Below are 3962 nucleotides of genomic sequence, written 5' to 3'. Positions count from 1 at the left end.
CGCCGTTTTTCAGCTTTGAGCAGTTCCCGTAAACGAATGGAAATGTGTTTAGGAACCAGACATTCAGGTGCTTTTGTCATGCCATGTGGAGTGCGTGGCCTTGCTGACGAGAGCTCACTCATAACTTCAAACTCAAAAGGCGCTGTCTTCATGCGACAGCGCTTTTTTCGGACTCAAATGCGGCGTTCCGCACGCCGTTCGTCATAAATTCCGGCTGTGCATAGGATTCACACGGGGCAGAAAGGCTTTGGGCGTCCTCTATGAAATCGCATACTGGTGATGGAAAAGAACGCAGATTGCAAAAAAACGGCCATATAAGAATATTTCTATGTTGCAAATACGACGGATGACCTTGCCGCTATCTGTTATACTCAAGATGTTCCAAGAAACCAACGCATGAAAATAGATTATGCGAGAAAAGGAAGCGATACTATGATTACGAAAGACATGACCTTAGCTGACGTTGTAAAAGCCCATCCGAATACGATTGGATTCCTTAATGGTTTGCATCTTGATTACTGCTGTGGCGGCCATGACCCCATTGCCATGGCTGTCCGCGAAAAGGGCCTGGACGTGGATAAATTCCTGGCCGAACTCAATCAGGTAGCTGCCAAAAAAGCGACACAGCGGGACGTCCATGACGATATCGAAGCGTTCAAGACGCTTAAAGTCACGGAGATGCTTGACGATTTGGAAGCGACGCATCACGTTACAGACCGCAGACTCATGGCTGAAACAGAAGAACTCCTCAACAAGATCCTTATCGTCCATTATCCGCATCATGGTAAAATGCTCACGCGCCTTCATCATCTCTATGCCGGCCTGAAAGCGGAACTGGAAGAACCTTTTGCCAAGGAAGAACAGCTCGTGTTCCCGCTGATGCGCCAGCATCCGCATCCGGACAGCCAGACGCTGGCACTTATCCAGGACCTGGAAACGGAGCATACCGGTGCCGGCGACGTCATCAAAGAAATCCAGGAACTGACGGATAACTTCACGCCGCCAGCAGATGCTTGCCCGACCTTCCGCCACACGTATGTTGTCATGGAACAGCTCTTTGACGACATCTTCATCCATATCTTCAAGGAAAACTCCATCGCCTTCCCTGAATACGCCGAACAAGTCTAACGATAAGAAAAAAATCACCTGTTTCAAAGGTCTGATTCGGATCTTTGAGACAGGTGATTTAAAATACAAAAATAGTCGCTCAATAATTTAATGACAAATTTTGATGAGATTTTTCCAAGTCGGGGTAAATCCCATAGTAAGCATTACACCTTTTCAGCTTCAAGGAGAAATTTTATGAAAATATTTCTTAAGTTACGATTATTATTTGTTTACGAAAGATTCGCGTCTAAAGGAAAGACAGAAAACTTCTTGACATTAACTTCAGAAATAAAAATATTGAAGGGCAACGCTTTTATTGAAGGGCAACGCTTTTGTGATGTATAATAAAATTGTTATATTAATGCAGGGAAGATTGAAATGACGATACCTGATAAGCTGAACAGTAGAAATCAGAAATATAAAAAGTGAACATTAAAGATTGAAAAGCGGGACATTGGAGACGAAAATCGTGTATTGAAAAGAGAAAGCCGAACATTCAATATACAATTTTGATTGCAACAATAGATATGTCAGGACGATGGGACTTCGGACATATTCCCTCAGAGCGAAGCCTTGAAAAAAAGGTGGTTTTCAGACAAAAACACACATTGACCAATTCCCGCGAACGAACGCAAATCTGGCTATACACTCGACATCAAGATGAACCAATCGAGCCGCGTCGAGAACGTAGCATTGCTGACGAGGGCGCATTAATTGAATCAACAATCGAAAGAGTGAGGTATAGATTACTACTTGACTCCAGCCTTGGAGCTGGGAATTATTGAGATGACCATTCCGGAAAACCGAAAAGCCGTAACCAGAAGTACAGGAAAAAATAACTTGGTCGCTAACCAACCAAGAAAAGCGACTAAGATAACGACTAATTTATGAAAGTTTTTACCATCGCCTTTACCACTAAAGATACCGTTGACATTGCCGAGTACTTTGGCGCGGAAATGGAGAACAACGTAAATAAGAGTAACCTGCCGCACAGGCAGCTTAGAGAAACAGAAACGACATGGTCTGCTTATGCTTTAGTAAAAATATTTTCCGTCATCTTGGGATACGAATGTAATAGTTATGATGACTATATGGCCCCGCTGTGGTGTGCCTGCTATGACTATGTGGAAATACACCAGAACGTGTCCCCTGGGACAGCCACTACACACAAGCACACAGGCAGTGTGTTATTTTTATTGCACTTTTGAAAACGTGATTAACGGATTGTACACTATGATAAAGGTGATGTCATGACAAGAACAGAAATTGAAGCATCGAATTTAAAAGTCATCTTGCATTCCAAGAGAGCGAATATCTATTACCTGGAAAAGTGCCGGGTCATGCAGAAGGATGGACGCGTGCTTTATCTGACAGAAGGTAAACGCGAAAATTAATATTGGAATATACCGATTGCCAATACGACGGTGCTGCTGTTGGGAACAGGTACATCCATCACGCAGGCAGCCATACGGATGCTGTCTATGGCTGGCGTCATGGTCGGATTTTGCGGTAGTGGTGGAACGCCGTTGCTCTCTGGTGTCGAAATTGAATGGCTCAGTCCTAAAGCTGGGGATTCTATGCAGATGACGATGATATTCAGTCGGCTATGCATCGTTTCCAGCGGGTCATCCGGCAAGCCGTGGATATCAAACAATTGTTGGCCGGTGAGGCAATCTTTACGAAATCGCTTTATAAATATGCGAGCGAACACGTTGATATGCCAGATTTTGTTCGCCTTCATGATGCTCCTGCGGGAGATAAGGCCAATATCTTCTTGAATCACGGCAATTACCTGGCCTATGGTCTGGCTGCGGTCACCCTCTGGATTTTAGGGATACCGCATGGCTTTGCCGTCATGCATGGAAAAGCACGGCGGTGTCCTGCCGCTGGATTCGCTCTCGTAATCGCAGCCAACTCCTCTGGGTGGTGGGAGACCGCGACAAATTCAATGAAGAAGGCCTGGTGCCGGTCAATACAACGCGAAAAAATATCCTGCATAATGAATGGGAAGGTGGTTGGCCGTATCTGTCCCTGCTCAAAGCAGTGGTAGCTGTTGCAGCCCTTTTTCATGATTGGGGAAAATCATCCGATCACTTCCAGAAAAAACTGCGGTCATCATCGTTGGAAAAAGACCCATATCGCCATGAGTGGGTCTCTTGTCAATTGTTGGCGGCTGTAGCGGATATCAGTGGTGACACACAGGATGATGATGCTTGGATGCATCTCTTCTTGGAAGGAATGTTGAAAAAGACAACCTTGAAGAACGAGATGAAGAAGCATAGTGATCAGGCAGATGCATTGCCGAAGATGCCGCCAATCATGTGTTTTTCTTTTTCAAAAGGGTTCCTGTTGGATGATGACGACTGGAATAAGGCTGTTAAAAAATGGATGGCCCGTCTGCTCCGGGAAAAAGCACAGCTGCAGCAACTCTGTACTAATTCAAGCCTGGCTTTGCGTCCGCTCCTTCTATATGCGCGGGAAGCCTTGATGCTGGCAGACCATTTCGTCTCTTCATGTGTTATCACAGCCGTCAGGTTTTGCTGCTCCGCCATGAGCAGGAAGCGTATCTCGATTATGTTCTGCGCCGCAAGCAAGAGAAGGGAGAGCGAGTCGTTTTTCAAGATAACGTTCTTCGTACTCATTTGGATAGGGGTCAAAAGCAGCGGTGTATCATAGGGCTTAGAAAAGAGAGTTTTATAATTTTTATAGTATTAATATTACAACATGAGTCGTGATATTTCCGTTGATGTATGATGTTTTTGAGCGGTAATATACCGTTCAAAGGAGGCTCGTTTCCACGGATGGCTCATGGTCTAAGGCAAAGATGGATTCTCCTTAGGAATCCTCATCAATCG

General features: G+C 45.0%; 5 protein-coding genes. 4 read left to right on the top strand and 1 reads right to left on the bottom strand.

What is annotated here, in order from left to right:
* Nucleotides 1–432: 432 nt before the first annotated feature.
* The 3 genes from DBO31_RS08865 to DBO31_RS09410 all read left to right on the top strand — a co-directional run bounded on the left by DBO31_RS08865 (nt 433) and on the right by DBO31_RS09410 (nt 2501).
* On the top strand, nt 433–1128 hold the full coding sequence (locus DBO31_RS08865) for a DUF542 domain-containing protein (RefSeq protein WP_150824973.1): 696 nt from the start codon (nt 433–435) through the stop codon (nt 1126–1128).
* Between the two features lie 336 nt (nt 1129–1464).
* Complete coding sequence (locus DBO31_RS09525; RefSeq protein ID WP_369907376.1) at nt 1465–1536, top strand: Fic family protein; 72 nt, start codon at nt 1465–1467, stop codon at nt 1534–1536.
* A gap of 821 nt (nt 1537–2357) precedes the next feature.
* A complete protein-coding gene (locus DBO31_RS09410) occupies nt 2358–2501 on the top strand; it encodes a hypothetical protein (protein WP_200817510.1) in 144 nt (47 codons plus the stop codon).
* Here the strand turns inward: DBO31_RS09410 and DBO31_RS09405 are convergent.
* Nucleotides 2498–2890, bottom strand: coding sequence for a hypothetical protein (locus DBO31_RS09405; RefSeq protein WP_200817509.1), 393 nt, complete (start codon nt 2888–2890; stop codon nt 2498–2500). The two genes, DBO31_RS09410 and DBO31_RS09405, sit on opposite strands and share 4 nt — an antisense overlap.
* Nucleotides 2891–2982: 92 nt before the next feature.
* On the opposite strand from DBO31_RS09405, the gene DBO31_RS08855 reads away from it, so the two are divergent.
* Nucleotides 2983–3783: a hypothetical protein gene (locus tag DBO31_RS08855; protein ID WP_200817508.1), complete on the top strand. Its 801-nt coding sequence runs from the start codon at nt 2983–2985 to the stop codon at nt 3781–3783.
* The last annotated feature ends 179 nt before the right edge of the window (nt 3784–3962 follow it).

It is taken from the genome of Megasphaera sp. DJF_B143 (assembly GCF_900320625.1).
Lineage (GTDB): Bacteria > Bacillota > Negativicutes > Veillonellales > Megasphaeraceae > Megasphaera > Megasphaera hexanoica.
The sequence above is the reverse complement of the archived record's forward strand: the minus strand, read 5'-3'. Positions and strand labels throughout refer to the sequence as shown.

Coding starts and splice junctions, on each gene's coding strand:
- DBO31_RS08865 (WP_150824973.1), top strand. CDS start 433: ATGATTACGAAAGACATGACCTTAGCTGACGTTGTAAAAGCCCATCCG.
- DBO31_RS09410 (WP_200817510.1), top strand. CDS start 2,358: ATGACAAGAACAGAAATTGAAGCATCGAATTTAAAAGTCATCTTGCAT.